The following is a 20,156-nucleotide window of genomic DNA, read 5'->3' as shown; positions in this document are numbered from 1 at the left end:
AAGCAACATGTGCAAAAAAATAAAATAACCGTAAATCTGTTTAAAACATCTCAGATTCACGGTTATTTGGCGTTTCTGTTTTTAATTTTAGTTGCTTCTATTATAAAATTTCTTAGTTCGGGCTTACAAATAATGAATATGCAACACCTGTTTTAGTACTCTGTAATTTTAGGTATTAATGAGACAGACTTTTCAAATTAAGTTTGATGTCGATTGTTTTAGTACTCTGTAATTTTAGGTATTAATGAGACTTTTTCTTGGTGAAGGTAGATAAATCACGTGTTTTAGTACTCTGTAATTTTAGGTATTAATGAGACCATCTTGAATAGTTGTCGTTACCCCGGGTGGTTTTAGTACTCTGTAATTTTAGGTATTAATGAGACTTGATATCATGTTTTTTGGTGATGTATCTTAGTTCTAATACCAACAATTCAAGATATAAACTACAACCAAAAATTCTCCTGCTGAGTTTTATACTCTGTAAGTTTTGGGGTTAATAAGCCGCCATAACACACTTGATTTTTGTAGGAACATGTACAAAAGTATAGTAATCACACATACGAAGTGGTTAATTTGAAAAGTTACGAATTCTAATCCCAAACTATTTCATCTCATCGATTCTTGGTCAAACAATCATGTTGTCGAAACATGTCATGTGTGCGATTGTTCTGGAGTAAAAAGGCACTATCCACACACTTCAAGCACCCTCACTTGAACCCCACCACCAACATCTGATACCCTAAAAAGGAATTATCATTCAAAAAAATCCACATAAAAGAGGGTTATCAATATGAAAGCGATTATGACGAAACAACCGGGTGGAGCGGAACAATTACATGTGACAGATGTACCGAAGCCAGAACCCCGTGAAGGTGAACTATTAATTAATGTAAAAGCCGCAGCAATTAATCGTACGGATATTCTTAATCGTGAAGGTCGGACCGGTTATATGACGAATCCCATTCTAGGAATTGAAGTAGCTGGTATCGTGGAAGAAGTCGGACCGAATACAGAAGTAAAAGTCGGTACTCGGGTGATGGGGCTTGTGAATGGTGGAGGGTATGCAGAATATGCAATCATGCCAGCAGAGCGAGCAATGATTATTCCAGAAGGCTTATCCTTTGAAGAGGCAGCGGCCATTCCAGAAGTATTTCTAACCGCATATCAAACCTTATATTGGTTAGGTAGCCTGAACAAAGGGGAAACCGTACTTGTCCATGCTGGCGGAAGTGGTGTCGGAACTGCAGCAATTCAGCTGGCAAAACAGATTTCTTCAGCAAACGTTATCACAACAGCTGGCTCAAAAGCAAAACTAGATTTTGCACAATCCTTAGGCGCAGATTACGGAATCAATTATAAGGAAAAGGATTTTTCTGAGGAAGTATCGCACATTACCGATGGTCAAGGGGTCGATCTGATACTAGACTTTGTCGGTGCATCCTATTGGAACAAAAACCTATCTAGTATTAAGGTGGATGGTCGCTGGGTATTAATTGGTATCCTTGGGGGAGCACAAGTAGAAGTGAACTTGATGGAACTAATGAGCAAACGAGTTCAACTAACAGGCACATTACTGACACCTAGAAGTGATGAATATAAGGCGAAGCTAACAGTTGATTTTTCCCAAGCTACGATAGAACTATTTGAATCCAAACAGCTTAAACCGATTGTCGATTCTGTCTTTGCTTTTGAGGATGTTCAACAAGCACATCGACACATGGAAGAGAATAAAAACATCGGGAAAATCATCTTAAAAGTCGATTCATCAAGCTAAACAAATGTGCACGTTACCCTATTGCACAAAAAAACAATGCTTAGTGGGCATCCTCCCACTAAGCACTTTACATGGTTAAAAAGCACCCGAACCTCCACCACCGCCTACTCCTGTACCAGTCCCTACAGTCGTCGTGGAGGATGAATTAGTAGTTGCAGCAGTAACCGTATCTGCCTCACTAAAGTGCAGATTCGCAGTTGATGCAAGAAGCAGATACATCATAACGTTCGATGAATCCATGCTTTTATTCGATGTGAATATTGGGTTATTCCATATTTTTATTCCCTTATCATTCATACCATATGCATAGTTAACAGCGATGATTTGCTCATCTGTGCTCCATTTCTCCAATTGATTGGGTGGTATTCTATCGAAGTTCTTATTAAACTGTTTCCATTCCTCCCAAATCTTCGCACCTTCTAATGTCTTCGGATTGTAAAAAATACTAAAAGCAAGTAATCCAAGAAACAGAATAATAGAAACTGCCATCCACATAAACAGTTCATGAATACCAAAGAAAACGGCTAATGGAACAAGTAGCAAGCTCAAGAGGGCAACCGTCCATCTAAAGCCTTTCTTTGCTTTAGTAAGTTCTTTCGATTTTACTTCTTGCTTTATTGCGTATATCCATGCTTGAACATGTTTGTTGTAATCATTATGATTCGATTCATCCTCTAAAAATGTTTGCAGTTCTTTAAATCTAAATGTTTTTCCATTACCAATCGTATCAAATAAAAAGTTGATTAACATGTACTCATGGTCATACTCGGTATAACGATCGACTAACAAGAACGTTTCTTGATTTTTTGTTCGCACATAACCTTTCCGAACTAATTCTAATAAAGATGACGTTAGTAACTGGTCTTTCGGTGTGAATGAATTAGTATAATAGATTGTTGCTGGTATGCTCATGTTAAGCTTAGGTATCGTTAACTCCTCTTTTATACGGCGTTGCACATCATGTTTTAGCTCCATTTTTTGCCGTATGCTGACGAAGAGCAATAGAACAAGAAATAGTCCAAAGCCACCAACTATATAAGGAGCGATACGATTTAACCATGCTTTCCTATCCTGGAACGCGGCTAGCTTAGCTTCATTATCTGCTATTTGTTCCAGAATCGAATCTTTCATCATTTTTTCACTGGTTAATGGAGCAGCACCAAAAAGTGTCTCATCATATACTACTTGAATGTCCCCATTCTTCCCATCTTCCACATAACCTAATGAAAATACGGCACCACCATCCGCTGTTACTTCTGCTGTATCATATGCTTCATCATAACCATAAGCCGTAACCTGAACCGCCCTAGCAGGTGGATGTACATAAATCGTCATGTTCTCATATACCGATTCATTACTACTATCAAAAAATGGCCAGTAGAACTGGGCAACATCCTGATACACCTCTACCCCATTCATAATCGTATAACCGAGTTCTATCGTTACCGTTTCTTCATTACCTTTTCGATAGATTTTATATTCGCTATCCTCTTTTTCTACCTTCAATGGCGATCCAGCTTCACTTGCTACAAAATCTTCAATAGCGTTACCTTTCTTCGGAATTATCGTGCGAGTAATACCATTAAATTCACCTTCAAAATCATACGTGAACCTTTCTTTTACCGCAACATCCCCGCTTTCCATTAAATAGGCATCTATCTGAACATCCTTAATAACATAATCCACTTCGGCAAATGCTGGCTCTACAAAAATGAAAAAGGTAAATAGGAAAATGACCGTAACGATCAGTTTTTTCATAAAAAGCAACTCCTTTAGTTTATATACGGATGTTGGATGGATTTGGTTTCAGGTATGTTAGATAGAGGTGTACATCTAATTGCAATTATACGAATTGAATTGGAGTTGTAAAACAAGCCCTACCAGCTACCAATATAGTAGAATGCTAACATACTCCCGCTTGCATACAATCCAATACCCTGATGATTCCAAATACTTGCAAACATACCAAATTATCTAGTATAGTATAATTTGTTGAAAAATTTAATAATACCTTACCAGGTCGGTGAGGTAGAGGCGCGAACATTATGAGTAATCAATCGGAGTATGACATCGATGATGATTGTGGAAAGGAATGCTCGCCGAAGCGTAATAAGGGTCAATCTTATTATTGCTGGGATGTCTTTGAATAAGAGGCATACTGTCATGCAGGTCTGCATGGAGAACTACTGATCGAATGGAAGATGCCATATTGGAAACAATGATAGGTTATTTTCTGTCATTGTTTTTTTGTGTCTTTTTTTCTATCTCCATTTTTAAGACAGGCTACTTTTTAGGCATTGGAGGTAAGGTAAATGAATAAACTAGCTCAACGAGAATAGTCGACAAAAGCGCACTTGATTTACTGTGCGAATTATAAAAGGCTACATACATCGTTACAAAGCAAGTTCATAAAAAAGGAGAAAAAACTATGAAACTATCAACTTGGAAAGCGATTCTACTGCTTGTGTTATCATTTACTGTCGTTTTAGGCGGCATCATATATCTTGGAACCCCTACCACTATTACACTCATTACAGCTGGGGTAGTCGTGATCACCTTATCACTTATCTGGGGAATATCCTGGGAAAAGATAGAAGAAGACTTAATTGAAACCATTAAATCGATGCTTCCAGCTATTTTGATACTGCTAGCTGTGGGGATGTTAATCGGTGCTTGGATGCTGTCTGGAACCATTCCATTAATTGTCTATTATGGCTTGGTAAGCATTGACCCGTCCTTTTTCTTAATTATTACTGCACTTGTCTGTTCGTTTATGTCTATTATGGCAGGAACTTCCTGGGGAACCATTGGTACAGTAGGGGTTGCCTTAATGGGTGTGTCGCTAGGTCTTGGTATTCCGGTACATTACACGGCTGGAGCTGTTGTAGTTGGGGCATTCTTTGGAGATAAACTCTCTCCCTTATCTGACACCACGATTATGGCACCAACCATGGCTGGGGTGAAGCTTGTTGACCATATTAAACATATGCTCTGGACAACGATTCCAGGTTATCTTATCTCATTAGTCCTTTATTTGATTCTAGGCTTCCAATTCGGTGGGCAAATCGAGAATAGCGAGAATGTGAATCTGATTCTATCCACGTTGAGCGAGAATTTTAATCTCAACCCGATATTAATTATTCCACCACTACTTGTCTTACTCTTAATTTATTTTAAAAAGCCAACACTCCCTGTATTCGGTGTAGGTATTATTGCTGGATGTATATTGGCGGTTATTTTCCAAGGAAGAGATGTTTTGGAAGTATTTTCAGCATTAAATAATGGGTACTCTCAAGCAACAAACATACCAATCGTGGATGAGATTGTACAACGAGGCGGAATGTCGAGTATGTTGGGTACCGTTGCTTTGCTTATTAGTGCTGCGGTATTTGGATCCCCATTAAAATCAGCCGGAGTTGTTCATATTCTTTTAGACAAAATTGTCGCACTAGCTAAAAGCGGTAAGGCTATGATGAGCTCTAGTTTAGCTCTACACGGTATTCTATTCACCATTACCGGAAGTTATTATGTGACATACGCTGTCATCGGTCCAATCATAAGCCCACTATATGACAAATTTGGTCTACATCGTAAAAACTGGTCTCGTACGATGGAGGATACTGGAACCGCTCTAGCTCCACTCATCCCATGGGGCGTTACAGGAGCATTTGTAGCGGAAACACTACAAGTATCAACTGGAGAATTCTTCCTTTATGCTCCGATGACTTATCTTGGAATAATCTTTGCTTTGATTTATATCTTTAGTGGAATTGGCATTACGAAGGTGCAAGGGAATAAGGGGGAATAGTAACCTAGTGAAGAACCGTGATTAGTGGTTTATCACGTTATAGTGGCGAGGGATTGTTCCTCCCTTTATATAAAATTGGAATTAAAACGATTTGTCTCAACCACACTAAAATTATACCGTAAAACTCATCATCACCGGATAAATCCCATTCAATTCCAAGGGTAATATTCATATTTAAGAACTAACCCTGGAGTGTATTTAAACTTACACACTTTATTTGACACCGCCTTTGCTTACTACTTTATTTTGGGTATAGAGGATTTCTCTGTACCCTTTTTTTCGCTTTCCTCCCTCATTTAGGGTACTGGAGTGCTCTCTCTATTACCTTTTTCTAACCCTTTCCTCATGTAGGGAATTGAGGCATTCTATCTATTACCTTTTTCTGCTTTCAGTCGTCATTTAGGACCCTGACGCACTCACTCTGTTATCTTATTCCGTTTCCCTCCCTCATTCTATTAAAAAACTTCCATCTTTAAAGGATAGTACCTCAATAGATGGAAGTTTATTCTTATGCTTGATTTTTTTCACGCTGTCTTAACTCAACACGGCGGATTTTACCTGATGATGTCTTCGGTAGTTCATCAATAAATTCAATTTCCCTTGGATATTTATATGGAGCAGTTAATTGTTTCACATGATCCTGCAATTCTTTCACTAACTTCTCCCCTTTATTTACCACGTTACTTTGTAGAACAACGTATGCCTTCACGATATTTCCACGAATTTCATCTGGACTAGCGATGACAGCACATTCTTTTACCGCTGAATGTTTGACCAAAGCATCTTCTACTTCAAAGGGACCGATTGTATAGCCTGAGCTAATGATAATATCGTCATTTCTACCTTCAAACCAGAAATATCCTTCCTCATCTAATGAAGCTTGGTCACCTGTAATATAGAAGTTACCACGACGGGTTTTCCTCGTACGGTCCTCATCCTTGTAATACCCTTTAAATAGTGCTGGGGTATCTAGTGGAATTGCTATGTCGCCAACTTCTCCAACTTTGACAGGATTTCCGTCCTCGTCAATTAATTGTACATTATTTCCTGGAGTTGGTTTCCCCATTGAGCCCGCTTTTACTTTCATACCTTTTAAAAATCCTAATAATAATGTATTTTCCGTTTGACCATAGCCATCTCTAACCGTAATATTAAAATGCTTTTCAAATTGGTCGATAACTTCACGATTTAAAGGTTCTCCAGCGGAAACAGCACTGTGGACTGCTGATAAATCATGGTCCTGTAGATTATCTAGTTTCGCCATGAGACGATATTCAGTTGGTGTACAACAAAATACATTGATTTTATTAGTCTCTATTAATGATAGATATTTCTTTGGTTCAAATTTTCCGCTATATACAAACCCGGTGGCACCCGTTCCTAATACAGATAAAAATGGACTCCATACCCATTTTTGCCAGCCTGGAGCTGCCGTCGCCCAAACGGTATCACCATCATGGATTCCAAGCCAATGTACTGGTGCAGAACTCATATGGGCATAGCCCCAAGCATGGGTATGCATAACCGCCTTTGGATTACTCGTTGTACCTGATGTATATGGTAAAAATGCAAGATCATCTCTGGATGTTGGAACGATATCCAATTGATCGGATACAGAAGTCTTTAGACTATCTATATGATTCCATCCATCAATAGAATTACCTATAGTAAATTTCGTAAGCTCCTCATACTGGTCAATCGCCCTAAATTCGTCCGTATAATCTGAATGGCATACGACTCCGCTTACTTCTCCATGCGAAATTCGATACTGCAAATCTTTTGTTCGCAACATCTCTGAACTAGGGATAATGATAATGCCAGTTTTTAATGCTGCAATATATACTTCATATGTTTCAATGAGACGGGGCAGCATAACTAGTAATCTATCTCCCTTTTTAAGACCTTGTTCCTTAAATATATTTCCGATCTTATTCGCATTTTTAATTAAGTTTTGATAGGTTATTTTTCGTTGGTCCCCCTGCTCGTCTTCCAAAATTACGGCAACACGGTTAGGTTCAGTAGCATATTTTTCAAATTCCATCACGATATTATAATTTTCCGGTGCAATTAAATCTTCTCTATTCAACAACATCACCTCATTTTTAGTACTAGATGCTAATATCCAATCATTATATCAGATTCTATGTCGTTAAGTAAGCAATGCAACTTTTGTGATTAGATCATCGATAGGCATCAACGTGCTTTAAGTAAAGCATGAGAACCACCGTAAAGGTACTAAGCTCTGCCTGTACGCTAAAAAAATAATTCGAAAACACAACAACATTCTACTGCATATTTTCACACAATTCGATAACAATAAACCTATAGAACCTTCATGACATTATGGTGAAAACGGAGGGATAAATATGGTTAAGGACTCACACGCACCGAAGGAAAAACATAATAAAGCCAAAAGACCAGATGAGCAAAGACGAAATAAAGGAAAATCCAACGCACGAAACACGGAAAGTTAAATGAGGTGGGACAGCTTCCTTGTCCCACCTCAAGTTGTAGCGCTATCCCCGTATTTGTTTTTCTAAAATTATTGACAAGTCTATTATTATCTGATAAGTTACTTTTAATACATAAATCGATGACGAGAGCAGTAAGTTAGGAATCCTGATCCAAAGAGAGCCGGCATTTGGTGAGAGTCGGTGTTCAGCCCCTATCCGAAAATCATCTCTGAGATGCAAAGCTGAAAGTCTAGTAAGCTTTGACGGGTTGTCCTCCGTTATAATGGAACGCGTATGATAGTACGTTGACTTGAGTGCTGCAGTTTTTTTATTTTCTGCGGAATTAGGGTGGTAACGCGAGTATAAACTCGTCCCTTATATTAAGGGACGGGTTTTTTTATATTCAAAAACAACTTAAAGGAGAGAAAAACCATGCGTAAATTTGATTCATTTTTTATCGGTCTTATGTTATTTTCTATGTTCTTTGGAGCTGGAAATCTAATTTTCCCACCATTTTTAGGGGATCAATCTGGTACTACATTTTGGCTAGCGATGGCTGGGTTTGTTCTTACTGCTGTAGGATTGCCATTAGTAGTTTTATTTGCAATTGCCCGGGTTAAGGGAGGAATTCAAGCAATTGGAAACCGAGTTCACCCGGTATTTAGTACTGTATTTATGGTAATCGTCTATTTATCTATCGGACCATTTCTAGCCATTCCAAGAAATGCGAATGTCGCTTTTGAAATGGGAGTCATGCCTTTTATGGATGGAACGAATGCAACGGTCGCTTTACTAGTATTCTCCGTTGTATTCTTTATACTCGTTTATCTCATTAGTTTAAATCCTACGAATCTAGAAAGGTATCTAGGGCGCTTTATCACGCCAATTTTACTAGTGGCAATTGTTATCCTATGTGTCACTGGGTTCATGCAGCTGAATGGAAGCTTCCAAACACCAACTGGTGGATATGAGTCAGGAGCGTTTTTTAAAGGATTTTTAGAAGGATATAATACGATGGATGCCTTAGCTACACTTGCCTTTGGAATTGTGTTTTTGACAGCTATTCGTCAGCGGGGTGTTTCTGATGATAAGCAATTAAAAGGCTACATGCTAAAAGCAGCACTTATTGCAGGTACACTACTCACTGTAGTCTATGTTTCTCTTGGGATTATTGGTAGTAAAATGGCGGTTGCGGGTGAATTTGCAGATGGTACTCAAATTCTATCTGCCGTTTCTTCCAGTTTATTTGGACAGAGTGGAACGGTACTAATAGGTTTAATATTTACACTTGCCTGCTTTACGACCGTGGTTGGCCTAACATCAGCTTGTGGTCAATATTTTTCCAAGCTAATTCCAAAAGCAAATTATAAAACCGTTGTTCTCGTTACGACTTTAATTGGCTTTACACTGACCAATATGGGACTGAGCCAAATATTAAAGGTCTCCGTACCTTTCTTAGTAATTGCTTATCCATTAACGATTGTGTTAATTGTACTAACATTTTTCCATCGTCAGTTTAAAGGCTCAAGAATCGTCTATGTAAGTGCCCTTTCCTTTACAGGTGTGTTTGCTGTCATCAGTGGGTTAAATGCTTTTGGAATGAAGTTAGGACTGATTGAGAAGATTCGCACCTCCTTACCATTAGCAGATGTTGACCTTGAATGGGTTGTTCCAGCAGTCGTTGGGGCATTACTTGGTGTGATAATCGCTAAGCTAAGCTTTAAAAGAGCGCCTGTACTAGAGTAGCAAAAGGAAGAGAGATGGGACAGGGGCCTAGGTTCCTTGTCCCATCCAATTCTCCCCCATATGTATTCACTCTCCCAAAATAATCCTACATACTTATCTTGTTACTCTTTTATAAAAAAGTCCCACTAATATAAGGAATAGTTGAACAAGAAAAACATTATACACTATAACGGTTTCCAATTAGCGTCTTTCCTATCTGATTTCTTTGGAGGTCTTACAAAATTTAGACTTCTTTTACCTTTAGCTCCAAATTTAATAAAGTTTTGTTGTGCTTCCCTAAAGGAAACATAATTGGCGCCTGTTTCATCAGGATATTTATATTGGTAGCCATCATCTTCCCAAAAACAAATCTCACAAATGTCGTAAGTATTTGGTGGTTTTTCATCCAATGTTTTATAACCACAGCAAGGGCAAGTATATTTCACGACTTCACCTCTGTAAGTTGATCTATCTATAAAGTTCTTCGTTCGAGAGCTTCTACATAGTGCTAATATCTTCATGGTTCATTCCTCATTTCTACTTGATATTTTCGTGGACCACGTGAACCATATAAGTTGCTCAACACTCCAACAATCGCCCTCGATTATTATACAATCCATTTCCAATTTTTGAACGAAGACCTGTTTCCCAAAAATATAAAAATATTACTATTAGGAGGAACCAAGAAATTCGCCAAACTTTGTTGGGGTGCAACTATTAAAATATTTCTACTAATTGCTTTTTCACTAAATTGCTTCGTTAGCTTCATAACTTCTATCTCAAAGATGGACCATAGGGACAGGTCTAACGGTCCTTTCCCCCATCACCTCCCGGGTCCAAGGTACATCTATCCCCTCCTAAGGTACTCAGTACTCAAGCCGAAATAGATCAAACTGGAAACTACAATAAAACCGATTAAAAATAATGTTTTATTCCTGTTAGACCAATTATTCATCCAACCCCATCTTTTACGATCTATATCCAACCAATAAAAATCAATCACAACGGTTAAAATAATCAGAACAAAGACTAAAAATGAACCCATAATTTTTATCACCTCCATAATAACATAATATTCACAAAATAAAATTAGAAGTATAACAGGAAAAGATCAAACATTTTCAAGATCTAAGCGTATGTTTAGTAATCCGCAATACCTGAATAAAAGTTGGTATCCAGGTTAGTATATAACCATGAAAGAGGTGGTAAAAATGTCTAACAAGATGAAGAAAGAAGAAATTGAAACTTTAAGAGAGTTAATTAGAGATGTAGACACGGCCATGTTGACTACGGCTACGGAAGAAGGGCTTGTTTCTCGTCCCATGAAAACACAAGAAGTAGAATTTGACGGTGACTTATGGTTTTTCACTAAAAAAGCGACAGATAAATATGAGGAAATATTACATAACCAAGATGTTAATGTAGCATATGTAGGTAAATCTTATGTTTCCGTCCGTGGAAAGGCGGAAATCGTGGAAGATACAGATAAGAAAAAAGAATATTGGAGCAAAGTACACGAGAAAATCATGCAAACTTCGTATGATGATCCTAACGTTATCCTGTTAAAAGTCAATGTGGAAGCAGCAGAATATTGGGAAAGCGGCAATCTTATAAAGAAGATTGCCTATTACTATAAACGCTTGACCGGGCAAGATTCTAAATCAACAGATATCAATGAGACGTTGGAATTGAATGATTAACCACAAAAGTGGATAGTCCGGTTCTCAGGGAATCCATTTTTCACTTGGTTGGCGGTTGTTTATCTATTATTGCTATAAGAACGCTATTTCATGACTTTTATTAGTAACCCTACAATTATAAAACCCTACTAATTTCATAAACAAATGCAGTAGAAAGGTTCCGCCAAACTCTTCTGGCGGAACCATGGGTACGTTAGTCTAATTCCAGTTCTACAATTTCTCCAGACTCCGCATCAATCGTAATTTCTGCTTCGCCACGATCTGTTCTTAATTCCAATTCATACTCATATCGACCATCATCTTTATCTAGATCGATTTCAATAACCTTTCCACCAACTTCAGCAACAGCAATTTCTTTCGCCTCTTCTATTGATATAATGTTCTCCATGTTTGGCTTATGGTTTTCGTCATAACGATCATCATCGTCATCCCAATTCACTCGTAATACTTCACCGGTAGAAGCATCAATATATACATCCACATCGGGGTTTTCGAAGTCCACCTCGTAATAAACTTTACCACGTTTTCTCTCTAACTCAATACTTTCCACATATCCATGATGTTCAGCTAATGCAATTTCTATCGCTTCTTCTAGGGAAATTATCCCTTCCTTCTCCTTCACTACTTCTGTTTTCACCGTATCATCTTTCTTCGTTGTTGTTGCATTATCATTCAAGTTTGCTGCTGCAATTGTCGTACCACTTAATAATAAACCGATAATCAACACACCTGTAACTAATTTCTTATTCATTTTAATTTCCTCCTTCATATTCGATATCTTAACTTTAGACCATCATAATTAGAGAAAAACGAGAAGAAGATTAGAAGTTGATGAGAGGTGACAATCCCCTCAACGATTTACCGCGTTAAGCAGGGAGGGACTGTCCCCCTAATAAAAATAGTGAAGCACAGGGACCTCCCCTATGCTTCACTTCAATACTTTAACCCTCTGCAACTAATTCAGCACTTTCTGTATGGCTGTCCAACTTTCTAGTTAATGCAAAAAATGCGATGGACCCTATGAAGGAACAACTAAATAGAATAGCTGCCATTGGAATTGCTGCTGTTTCATCAATTCCAACAATGGGAGCTACGATTGCCCCAATTACTAGAGGAAACATGCCTAATAAAGCACTGGCACTTCCTGCACGATGACCTTGATTTTTCATTGCTAATGTAAATGTGCTCGTTAAAATAATTCCAATCGTTATCATGTGAATAAATATCGGTATAACAATCATAAATAGCGGTCCTTTTAGAATAGCCATCGAAAGTAAGACTGCATTCGCACTAACGGAGACTAATACTGCTGTACGAAGTAAGCTTCTTTCTTCAAAAATATCACTCAAACGTCCAACTAAAAAACTTCCTGATATAATAGCTAACCCATTTATTCCAAACAAAATACTAAATACTTGTGGTGAAACATGATAAATCCCTTGGTATACGAATGGTGTTCCAGCAACGTAAGCAAAACTTCCCCCTTGAACAAAGCCGACAACAATAGCATAACCAATAAACGAACGGTCAAGAAACAAACTCCCCATCGTTCTTAGCGAATTTCCAATCGAACTAGGTTGTCGTCTTTCTTCTGGCAACGTTTCTTTTAGTTTAAAAGCTACGGTAATAACTATTGCAACACCCAGTAAGCTTAAAAAGATAAAGACCGTATGCCATGAAGTAAATGGTAAAAGTAATAATGCACCACCACTAATTGGCGCAACCATTGGTGCTGTTGCATTTATAACCATTAATAATGCGAAAAACTTCGTAAGTTCTTTACCAGTAAAGACATCACGTACAACAGCCCGAGACAAAACAATACCAGCTGATGCAGTAAATCCTTGTAGAAATCTACCAATCACTAAAACTATAATATTCGGTGCAAGTGCACAAAGAATAGAAGCTAAAGCAAATAAACTAATAAATAATAATATCGGTTTTCTTCTTCCTTTTGCATCACTAATTGGTCCGACAATAAGTTGCCCCACAGCAAGGCCGATTAAACATGCAGTTAAACTTAACTGCACAAGTGATTGTTGGACATTCAGATCTTGGGCAATGTCTGGAAAGCTCGGTAAGTACATATCTATGTTAAATGGCCCTAACATACATAACAGACCAAGCAAAAAGGCCAACCCTAACCGCTGCTTACCTGTTGGATTCTTCATAACCTCATAATGTTTCTCGTGTTGAATAACCATCCCCTCCTAATTAATACATTATAATTGATTCGGGTGGGCGAAGTAAACGGTGGGACATAGGGATAGGTTAGTTGTCCTACTGGACGAGAAACCTAAACCTCTGTCCCTTCTTCAATTTTTCCAAAAATTAGTATAAACTAAAATCAAAGCTATCAAAGGGGGAAGCTAGTTTGTCAAAGATTGCTATCATTTCAGATATTCATGGTAATTTAACGGCTCTAAAGGCGGTTCTTGCAGATATTGAAAAGCGTGGTGTTGATCAGATATTTTGCTTAGGGGATTTGGTTGGAAAGGGGCCACGTGGTTCGGAATGTATTGAACTTGTTCAACAGCATTGCGATCAAGTTATTTATGGTAATTGGGATGTATTTATTCGGGATGAGATTGATCATGAATCGATTAATTGGATTCAGAATCGCTTAACAGAAGTGGATTATAAGTATCTTGCTTCCTTGCCTTTCTACATTGAATTTGAATTGAACGGCAAACTAGCACGTTGTTTCCATGCATCACCGAGGAGCGTTTTTGAACGAATTGCCCCGGAGTATCATCCAACTGAAAAGTGTTTATCCCTTTTTGAGAATAGTGAAGAAACCGAATCCCTTCACTCCACTCGTAAGCCTGATATGGTGTTTTATGGTGATATTCACCTGACCTGGCTTAGAACCTACGATATTGGAATCCTCTGCAATGTTGGAAGTGTCGGTTTAGATGTGGTGGACGCTACCTATGTCATCGTTGATGGTTCGTATGGGGCGAATTCGATTAACTTTGTACGTGTCCCTTATGACAGAGAGACAGAGCTTAGGGAAGCAAAGGAACTGGGAATGGTTGGTTATGCGGAATACTATAAAGAGATTATGCATGACCAATTTAGAGATAAATAGGGACTATTAGCCTGATCTACATATTCTTTAACATATATTCTAGTAAACTACGAAAGGTTGTATCCTATGTCTATTCTTTTCGGCCTATTGGCAATTAGTTGTTTTCTTTATGTTTTTTCCCTTTATTATGTAAGTGGGAATATTGATTTTGGTATTATCGTTATTACGGTGATGGGAATTATCTTTCTATTATTAGCTATATTTCATCAAAGATTTTTTTCTTTTATAAGAAAGAAAAAGTGGCTACGAAACATGCTCACAGTACTTATCGTGCTATCTGTAGTTATGATTGTGTTTCTCGAAATTCTAATGTATCAGGCACAAGAAGATCCACCTCCCAGTTCCGATGCTCCAATCTTAGTACTTGGTGCTGGTTTGATTAACGGAGAACCATCTCCAACATTAAAAAGGAGATTAAATAAAGCGTATGAACTCTATCAGCAGAATCCAACCACTATTGTGACCTCTGGAGGAGTGGATTACAATGAGCAAATTTCCGAAGGTGAAGCAATGAAAAGGTACTTAGTTTCTCTTGGGGTAGAACCAACGGATGTTTTAGTAGAAGATAAGTCAACGAGCACACATGAAAACTTTCTTTTTTCGAAGGAACTACTCGTGCCCTCTGAATTAAATCCAGAAATCATTGTTGTCACGAATGATTTTCATATGTTTCGGGCCAAAATGATTGGTAGCCGAGTTGGTTTTACCGTATATGCAGCACCATCCAAAACACCAAAACACATTCTTGTTCAAACGCATATTCGGGAATACTTTGCTATTATTAATTCATTTTTGTTTCAGAAATAGATGGGACGCGGAGACAGGTTTCTTGTCCCGCCTCGTGGTTTTGGGGGCTGAGGATCTTGTGAACTAGGATTTTTGAAAATACCACTTCACTAGAGAATAACTAGTGAAGTGGTGGTCTGGTTTGCAGTAACAAAGAAATGGGGTCAAACATCTCTTCACTAGTGCGTGGTGGATCAACCTATCCACCAACGTTGCAGTTAGTCTCGAGTCAGTAAAGATACGATTTCATTGTCTAAACTCTAAGTAAGAAGTAATAATGCTCATACCAATCTACGAATAAATGAAATAGTAATTCAGATTCCTCCTTACTAAAAGCAAGTGACCTATTTCGTCTAAGATATTAAATCAACTTTCTCAAATTTCTATCTAAAATTTCTAGTTTATTTTTCTTAACAAATGCTCTATTTATTCTACTAGAGGCGAAACCCGAAGAAATCTGACTTCATATGTTTCTGCCAATTCCTCGAAGCTATTAATTATTGGTGAGGTACTAAAGAAATGTATAGCTTGATAGAATATTGTAATGATTTTAGGATTACACCCTTACCTCCGTATTAGAATTCTTTCTTATCCTTTGACAGTAAGGTTACTAATTTTTTCAACTAGATAAGTGATTAATTCCTCCCGAATATTTTCATCCTGTAACCCAAACTCAATATTAGTAGTCAAAAAGCCAAGCTTCTCCCCAACATCATATCGCTTACCATCAAAATCATAAGCATAAACTCTCTGTACTTCATTCAACATCTGAATCGCATCTGTTAACTGAATTTCTCCACCTGCCCCTATTTGTTGTTTATCAAGATAATCGAAGATTTCAGGAGTAAAAACATATCGGCCCATAATTGCTAGATTAGAAGGTGCCTTTCCTGGAGCTGGTTTTTCTACAAAATTATTCACCTGATAACGACGCCCCTCAATCGTATTAGGATCGACAATACCATAACGGTGAGTTTCATTATCTGGAACCTGTTGCACTCCGACGATAGACGATTCTATTGTTTCAAATTGCTGGATCAATTGTCTTAATGCAGGCGTCTCAGCTTGGACTATATCATCGCCTAATAACACAGCAAAGGGTTCATTCCCAATAAACTTTCTTGCACACCATACAGCATGTCCAAGCCCTTTTGGTTCTTTTTGACGAATATAATGGATATCGACTTCAGAAGGCTGTTTTACCTTTTTTAGTAATCCAAATTTCCCCTTGTTCATAAGGTTATCTTCCAGTTCGAAATTATTATCAAAATGATCTTCTATAGCACGTTTCCCTTTACCAGTTACAATAATTATATCCTCTATCCCCGACTCAATTGCTTCTTCAACTATATATTGAATAGTTGGCTTATCAACTATCGGTAGCATTTCTTTTGGCATCGCTTTTGTAACTGGTAAAAATCTAGTCCCTAGACCTGCAGCAGGTATTATAGCTTTTTTTATTGTTTTCATTTTCTATCCCCCATTACCTTCTTTATTTATATACAACTAAATGTACATTTTTAGCCCAATCACCATTTAGTCTTTTATTTACTAACAACGTATTAATTGACCTCTGGATAACAATTATGTTTGTACAAACATTTCACAATAAAACAAATATAACATGTCCTACAATCCACTTAACCAAATAAAAGATAGTGATAACGTAATGTTTAACCTAGCTTTCAATCTATTAAGCTGCTACTTTTCTATGATTCGTGCAAAGTTTCGACTAACATGCACCTGTAGACACCCGAGTAGGCTCGTCATCTCTTAATTCGAATGTCCATATTGCATAAGCGAAGCAACCTGCATTTGCTTCAATGTAAAATTGGATTCTATCTGCGCATGCTTTAAGAACTGATCATATTCGATATATTTTCATCTGAACTTATTTGTCAAAAAACCCATAGGCTATGTTCTCTGGCAGATAAAATGATCGTTCAGATTTTTTCCAGTAGTGCTACCGGGTCATCATTCAGTAGCTCCTGTTTAGAAAAAATGCTACAGATAACAGCGTTAGTTAGCTGGAAAGATAGTTAATTCCTTATACTTCCTATTTACCATATAATTCTTTGTACGCTATTACTTTTAACGCTTGTATTTCCTCTTCTGTAAAATTTTTTTCAACCTTTTGCATGAGTTCATTTCTTGAGATTTTCCCTTGTTTTACTTGGGATTGTATGTCTTTAAGTTCGGACAATCCTAGCTTTTTCACTACAACTCGGGTAGCTTCCTCTTTGGTTGTAAAAGGTAGTTTGCTTTCATCTATGGAATTTGCATCATTTATAAATGCTTTTAACTCTGGATCATTATCTATTGCCTTTTTGATATTCTCTACTTCACCGCTATTTACCAATTCATTAGAAACAATTTCTATTAGTTTTTCAGATGCAACCTTTGTACCAAAATAATATACGCCATAACCAATTCCTGCGAGTATAATTATAGTTATCAGTATATTTTTTATAAATCTCATATTTTCTATCCCCTTTCCAATATAAATATACTACAGTTTTAGAGGAAAGATAATACTCTATAGTGCTGCTCTGATACTACCATAGATAAAAAAAGTATATCAATCACCTTTATTTATTTTTTGTGTGCCTTCAGAGAATGAGTAGTCTTTCCGCTAATTATTTCAATTTCCCTTTTTTGTTCCTTCTCCATTGTTTTCTTCAATTATCGAACTAGTTTTTGCTTTATTACACCCAACTAAAATACTGTTCCTCATTTCGCTAACTGAAAATTGATTTTACAAGATTAACATAACCATTCTAAAATATTCCGAAAAATTTTTTCTGGATCCGGTCTGGTTCATTACAATAAACATATTGACCGTCAATTAGGAGCTGTGCATTTTCCAAGAACATATAGTAGAACTCGTTGCCAAATTTATGTCTTAAAGCTTGATATGCTTCCTGCATCACAAAACCTCTTGTTGTAATATTATGAGCATCAGACGCAATAAAGTGCGTTAAATTATGATTAATTAATTGATAGGAGAATTTTTGAATTTTCTTCCCAAAATTCCCGACTAAACTCGCTGCCGTAACTTGAGTAAGGACCCCTTTTTTTACAAGGTTAAATAAAATAGAAGGATTCTCTTTTAATTGCCGATTTCGTTCTGGGTGGACAATAATTGGTAAGTATCCTGCAACTTGAATATCAAATAGGATTTGCTCTGCATAGCGAGGTACATCTGAAGAAGGAAATTCAACAAACACATAGTTTGTGTTATTAATGGTGGCAATGATATCTGATTCTAACTCCTGGACCATATCACTGTTTATACGTGTTTCTTGTCCTACTAAAACCTTTAACGGAATATTATGTTTCTCTAAAGTATTATTAAGCCGCTTTACATAGTTCTCGATGTCTTGTCTCCGATTGATAAATTGGCCATTTTGATGATGTGGTGTAGCAATAATCGTGTGAATTCCTTGTTTTACAGCTTCCTGAGCCATCCCTATGCTTTCGATGGTTGTTTTTGCACCGTCATCAATTCCCGGTAAAATATGACTATGAATATCAATCATGGTTATCTCACTTCCTATTTCTGTAAGTATCTCATTATATTAACGATACTTTAGTTTGATAGGATTATGTTATAAAACTTAATCTTAACCCCTTCAAGTAAATATTCACTTCAATAATATTACACCTATAAGAATATCAGAGCATAGCAGCCAATAGCAATAAGGGATACAGAAGTTGTATTATTTGCTATTACTGTAATAAAACAAAATGAACTTGGTAATTCACTAAAAATCACCTTAATCATAGAACTCTGTTTAATTGTAAAAATGCTGGATACGGATATTCTGTAAAGAAAACTAGCTTGATGAGATGCTTGGGGGATTTATTGGTTAAGTTGTTACTATTAATTAGTAGTTGTTATATTGTATTAAATAGTCACTTTAATTACTTTGGTATAGATATTATATGTTTAACTATAACTCATTAACAGTAACCCGTATAGAAATAAGAAGGCTGCCAACTCCAAGTCAGCAGCCACATTATTATTTCAGTTCAAAATTCACTTCATTCAATCCACTAATCTGAATCACTTGGCCTTCTTCTAAATTCACTGTTATCTGCGTGACACCTAGTTCACCAGAAGCATCGAGAATTTCATTTGTTGCGGGCAGATCCATAGCGTTATAGATTACAAAGTTCCCCATACCACTTGGGGCCGTGACATTATACCGACCAGGTTCAATATCCAGTCCCACTTGCCAAGTTCCTGTGGAGAGTGTGTTAGATAAGGACGTTTCTGCCGGGGTAAATGTTACATTATCAAGGCCAGAGATTTCGATCTCATGTCCAGCTTCCAAATTCGTCGTAATACTGGTTACGCCCATCTCGCCTGAATGATCAAGGATTTCATTTACAGTAGGTAAGCCATTCTCATCATATACAAACAAATTACCCGTACCATCACCGTTAATGACATAACGACCAACTGGAATATCTTCCCCTACCATAAACTTTCCAGCATGAAGCGTTGTCTCTTCTGCATTTGAATTGTCCCTAGTAGCTTGCTCCTTGTTAGAATTTTCCCCTTCTGTTACATCATCATTTGTATTTGGGTTTTCTCCAACTTCGTCTGTTGTATCTGTTTGTTCATTCCCGTTTTCCCGGGATTCTAAGGAATCCTCTTCATTCCCTGTACCAAAAAGGACAAATAACAGGATGATGATAACAAGTAACCAAAACCACCACTTCTTGTAAAATGGTGCTTTCGTTTTTTCATCCGCCATAATCAATCCCTCCTTCGTGATTACTAGTATGTACTAGTATTAGGATCGCTATTACA

Annotated in this window: 15 protein-coding genes, 1 pseudogene, 1 riboswitch and 1 other annotated feature; of the genes and pseudogenes, 6 read left to right on the top strand and 10 right to left on the bottom strand. The window is 37.3% G+C overall.

Features of this window, described 5'->3' with window-relative positions:
• Window positions 1–790 precede the first annotated feature (790 nt).
• Complete coding sequence (locus AAIB49_RS10290; RefSeq protein WP_186868424.1) at window positions 791–1,774, top strand: NAD(P)H-quinone oxidoreductase; 984 nt, start codon at window positions 791–793, stop codon at window positions 1,772–1,774.
• Window positions 1,775–1,849: 75 nt separating this feature from the next.
• Here AAIB49_RS10290 and AAIB49_RS10285 read toward each other — a convergent pair whose 3' ends face one another.
• Window positions 1,850–3,532 (bottom strand): DUF2207 domain-containing protein, encoded by a 1,683-nt coding sequence (locus AAIB49_RS10285; protein ID WP_343458025.1) that lies wholly within the window; start codon window positions 3,530–3,532, stop codon window positions 1,850–1,852.
• Window positions 3,533–3,795: 263 nt separating this feature from the next.
• Window positions 3,796–3,968, top strand: a riboswitch (Lysine riboswitch).
• 234 nt (window positions 3,969–4,202) lie between these two features.
• Here AAIB49_RS10285 and nhaC point away from each other — a divergent pair.
• Window positions 4,203–5,582: a Na+/H+ antiporter NhaC gene (gene nhaC / locus AAIB49_RS10280; protein WP_343458024.1), complete on the top strand. Its 1,380-nt coding sequence runs from the start codon at window positions 4,203–4,205 to the stop codon at window positions 5,580–5,582.
• Between the two features lie 508 nt (window positions 5,583–6,090).
• On the opposite strand, the gene mbcS is transcribed toward nhaC, so the two are convergent.
• Window positions 6,091–7,668 (bottom strand): acyl-CoA synthetase MbcS, encoded by a 1,578-nt coding sequence (mbcS, locus tag AAIB49_RS10275; protein ID WP_343458023.1) that lies wholly within the window; start codon window positions 7,666–7,668, stop codon window positions 6,091–6,093.
• 498 nt (window positions 7,669–8,166) lie between these two features.
• Window positions 8,167–8,414: a binding site (T-box leader), on the top strand.
• Between the two features lie 53 nt (window positions 8,415–8,467).
• Between mbcS and brnQ the strand changes: the two genes are divergently transcribed.
• A complete protein-coding gene (gene brnQ / locus AAIB49_RS10270; protein WP_343458022.1) occupies window positions 8,468–9,781 on the top strand; it encodes a branched-chain amino acid transport system II carrier protein in 1,314 nt (437 codons plus the stop codon).
• A gap of 164 nt (window positions 9,782–9,945) precedes the next feature.
• Here the strand turns inward: brnQ and AAIB49_RS10265 are convergent, their stop codons facing one another.
• The gene (locus AAIB49_RS10265; RefSeq protein ID WP_343458028.1) at window positions 9,946–10,206 is read right to left on the bottom strand and encodes a CPCC family cysteine-rich protein; all 261 of its coding nucleotides are present in this window, start codon (window positions 10,204–10,206) and stop codon (window positions 9,946–9,948) included.
• 765 nt (window positions 10,207–10,971) lie between these two features.
• Between AAIB49_RS10265 and AAIB49_RS10260 the strand changes: the two genes are divergently transcribed.
• Window positions 10,972–11,460 (top strand): pyridoxamine 5'-phosphate oxidase family protein, encoded by a 489-nt coding sequence (locus tag AAIB49_RS10260; RefSeq protein WP_343458021.1) that lies wholly within the window; start codon window positions 10,972–10,974, stop codon window positions 11,458–11,460.
• Window positions 11,461–11,653: 193 nt separating this feature from the next.
• On the opposite strand, the gene AAIB49_RS10255 is transcribed toward AAIB49_RS10260, so the two are convergent.
• Both AAIB49_RS10255 and AAIB49_RS10250 read right to left on the bottom strand, forming a co-directional pair.
• A complete protein-coding gene (locus AAIB49_RS10255) occupies window positions 11,654–12,211 on the bottom strand; it encodes a PepSY domain-containing protein (RefSeq protein WP_343458020.1) in 558 nt (185 codons plus the stop codon).
• Between the two features lie 190 nt (window positions 12,212–12,401).
• A complete protein-coding gene (locus tag AAIB49_RS10250; protein WP_343458019.1) occupies window positions 12,402–13,664 on the bottom strand; it encodes a Bcr/CflA family efflux MFS transporter in 1,263 nt (420 codons plus the stop codon).
• Window positions 13,665–13,834: 170 nt separating this feature from the next.
• On the opposite strand from AAIB49_RS10250, the gene AAIB49_RS10245 reads away from it, so the two are divergent.
• Together AAIB49_RS10245 and AAIB49_RS10240 are read left to right on the top strand one after the other, a co-directional pair.
• The gene (locus tag AAIB49_RS10245; RefSeq protein WP_186868414.1) at window positions 13,835–14,551 is read left to right on the top strand and encodes a metallophosphoesterase family protein; all 717 of its coding nucleotides are present in this window, start codon (window positions 13,835–13,837) and stop codon (window positions 14,549–14,551) included.
• Window positions 14,552–14,617: 66 nt separating this feature from the next.
• Entirely contained in the window at window positions 14,618–15,358 is a 741-nt protein-coding gene (locus AAIB49_RS10240) for a YdcF family protein (RefSeq protein ID WP_343458018.1), read from the top strand.
• 63 nt (window positions 15,359–15,421) lie between these two features.
• Here AAIB49_RS10240 and AAIB49_RS19995 read toward each other — a convergent pair.
• The 5 genes and pseudogenes from AAIB49_RS19995 to AAIB49_RS10220 all read right to left on the bottom strand — a co-directional run.
• Window positions 15,422–15,697 (bottom strand): annotated as a pseudogene (locus AAIB49_RS19995) (ATP-binding protein); the annotation flags it as partial.
• A gap of 228 nt (window positions 15,698–15,925) precedes the next feature.
• Window positions 15,926–16,807, bottom strand: coding sequence for a UTP--glucose-1-phosphate uridylyltransferase GalU (gene galU / locus AAIB49_RS10235; RefSeq protein ID WP_343458017.1), 882 nt, complete (start codon window positions 16,805–16,807; stop codon window positions 15,926–15,928).
• Window positions 16,808–17,393: 586 nt separating this feature from the next.
• Window positions 17,394–17,816 (bottom strand): hypothetical protein, encoded by a 423-nt coding sequence (locus AAIB49_RS10230; RefSeq protein ID WP_343458016.1) that lies wholly within the window; start codon window positions 17,814–17,816, stop codon window positions 17,394–17,396.
• Between the two features lie 298 nt (window positions 17,817–18,114).
• Entirely contained in the window at window positions 18,115–18,876 is a 762-nt protein-coding gene (locus AAIB49_RS10225) for a tyrosine-protein phosphatase (RefSeq protein WP_343458015.1), read from the bottom strand.
• A gap of 483 nt (window positions 18,877–19,359) precedes the next feature.
• A complete protein-coding gene (locus AAIB49_RS10220) occupies window positions 19,360–20,100 on the bottom strand; it encodes a hypothetical protein (RefSeq protein WP_343458014.1) in 741 nt (246 codons plus the stop codon).
• Window positions 20,101–20,156 lie beyond the last annotated feature (56 nt).

It is taken from the genome of Ornithinibacillus proteolyticus (assembly GCF_039581225.1).
Lineage (GTDB): Bacteria > Bacillota > Bacilli > Bacillales > Amphibacillaceae > Ornithinibacillus > Ornithinibacillus massiliensis.
Note: the sequence above shows the minus strand (reverse complement) of the source record. Positions and strands in the feature narration are given on the sequence as shown.